The 2,475-nt window shown below is 55.8% G+C and carries 1 protein-coding gene and 2 pseudogenes; all 3 read left to right on the forward strand.

All coding sequences use genetic code 11. From position 1 onward, the window contains the following. Nucleotides 1-152: 152 nt before the first annotated feature. Nucleotides 153-458 (forward strand): annotated as a pseudogene (locus ASF49_RS15215) (IS481 family transposase); the annotation flags it as partial. A gap of 143 nt (nucleotides 459-601) precedes the next feature. After that, a pseudogene (locus ASF49_RS23185) lies at nucleotides 602-815 on the forward strand (integrase core domain-containing protein); the annotation flags it as partial. Between the two features lie 293 nt (nucleotides 816-1,108). Beyond that, nucleotides 1,109-2,242, forward strand: a complete 1,134-nt coding sequence (gene glf, locus ASF49_RS23190; RefSeq protein ID WP_082511336.1) for a UDP-galactopyranose mutase — start codon at nucleotides 1,109-1,111, stop codon at nucleotides 2,240-2,242. The last annotated feature ends 233 nt before the right edge of the window (nucleotides 2,243-2,475 follow it).

The following is a 2,475-nucleotide window of genomic DNA, read 5'->3' on the forward strand; positions in this document are numbered from 1 at the left end:
CTCGCCCGTCGTATACGAGCAGGAGACCCGGCCGCACCCGTCACCTGAGACCCGGCTCAGCCAAGCCCCCTAACCGTCCACAGAAACGGGGTAATCCCATTGATCCTAGGGTTTGATGGTGCACACTTCACACTGGAGTGGGGGGACGCGCTATTGGGCAGGTTCTTCACGGCAGCGCCACGACGACTGAGACGATCCGTCGAGCGGTTCAGCATAGTCAAGCGAGCCTGAGGGCGCTCTCGAAGCGCTATGGGATCAACCCCAAGACGGTTGCCAAGTGGCGGCAGGGGACCTCGGTCGCCGACCAGCGCACCGGTCCAAAGGATCCTCGCTCGACGGTGCTGTCACCCGAAGACGAAGCGGTGGTGGTCGCCTTTCGGCGTCACACGCTTCTCCCGCTGGACGACTGCCTCTACGCGCTGCAGGCCACGATCCCACAGGTTACGAAACTCAAGCTCGTGAAGCGCCAGATGTACGGCCGCGGCAAGATCGACCTGCTGCAAGCTCGCCTGATCGGCCTCTCGCCTTGATGATCAGCGAGAGTGCGTCAGAGCCAAAATTGGACGCCGATCCCTCGCCTCACGGGGTCAAAGTCGCACGCCGAAACACACATCTCAACGGCGAGGTGTTTTAAAACCCTCAAGGAGGCCAGCGTGGTCATCGAGCAACGGCGAAGGCACTACAACACTGTCTGGCCGCACTCGTCGCTCGGATACCAGCCGCCTGCACCAGCGCTCGTCATTTGGCCAACAGAACAGAGGAGCTCAGTGCCGTCCGCTCGCCCTGCCATCGTCACGCGACCGACGATGCACTAACTTCGAACCCGGGCCACCGAACGGAGACAGGCCACGCGCCTTTCACCTTCCTTGATCAAGTGCTCCGGCTACCCATGGCCGCCACCATGCCGTAATCTCTCAATTGGCTCGGTCGAAAATACCGCCCAGGTTGAACCTATAATCGCCTTCCATAGCACTCCTCCTTGGGTGAATTTCTGCCCCTGTCACCTTTCTCGATCAAGCCCTCCGACTACCCGTAGCCATAGCCATGCAATAAACTGTTGCTATTTGAAATAAAATACCGGTCAGATCAGGTCGATTAGGAGAATTCCATGTACGACTGGCTTATCGTCGGGGCCGGCTTCGCTGGCAGCGTGCTCGCAGAACGGCTTGCTCGCGAGCGCGACGAGCGCGTGCTAATAATCGACAGACGCCAACATGTCGGAGGCAACGCCTTCGACCTCCTCAACGACGATGGATTGCTTATCCATCGCTACGGCCCGCACATCTTCCACACCAACTCAACGGCTGTATTTGAATATCTTTCGCGTTTTACAGAGTGGCGTCCTTACGAGCATCGGGTTCTCGCAGAGGTTGATGGCCAGCGCGTCGCAATTCCAATCAATCTCGATACCGTCAATAGGCTCTACAATCTAGATCTGACGCCAGAATCTTTCAAGAAGTGGCTTGCAGCCCGTGCCGAATTAATCACCGAAATCCGGACCTCTGAGGACGTTGTTCTCTCCACCGTTGGTCGCGAACTCTACGAGAAATTCTTTCGCGGTTACACCCGCAAGCAATGGGGCCTTGACCCTTCGCAGCTCGACAAGTCGGTGACAGCGCGCATTCCAACTCGTTTCGACCATGACGACCGCTACTTCACAGACAGCTATCAGGCCATGCCAAAATACGGCTACACTCCGATGTTTGAGGCGATGCTCGACCATCGCAACATCACTGTCTCAGTAGGCACTGACTATAAATCGCTTGGCTCACGAAAGACCGCAGGACGCACCATCTTCACCGGACCCATTGATGCCTACTTTGATTATCGGCACGGGTCGCTACCTTACCGTAGCCTGCGATTTGAACACGTCTCGCGCGAAGTAGAGTGGCATCAGCCTGTGGCTGTAATGAACTACCCACAAACTGAAGAGTTTACCCGGGTTACTGAGTATAAACATATAACTGGGCAGGTCCATCCTCATACAGCATTGACATATGAATACCCGGAACCCCAAGGCGACCCTTATTACCCAATTCCTAACCCAGAAAACCAAGCCCTGTTCAAGCGCTACGAACGCCTTGCGCTTGCCGAGCGCAATGTCCGCTTCGTCGGCCGTCTCGCAACCTACCGCTACTACAACATGGATCAGGTCGTAGGCCAAGCTCTTGCCATGTTCCGCCGGATCGAGGAAAGTATTCCTCGCAAAAACGGCCGCACAAGCTGTAATTTTAGACTGTAAATTAAGATATTTTAACGATTAAAGCAATATTTTTGCAATAAATCTGTCCGCTTGGCTTCCTGGTCCGACAGCCGTGCGTGGCGGAAGCAGAGTATCACAGGTCTTTCGATTGGCTAACGCTAGTGCACTGACGCAGTCAGAGGATTCACGCAGGGTTTGATGCATGCGAGTCTGGGCAATGGCTCAGACCGTCTGTTTGCTCCTCGACGACGCCACCAAGTCAGCGCTATCCG

The sequence above is a fragment of the Methylobacterium sp. Leaf104 genome (assembly GCF_001422885.1).
Lineage (GTDB): Bacteria > Pseudomonadota > Alphaproteobacteria > Rhizobiales > Beijerinckiaceae > Methylobacterium.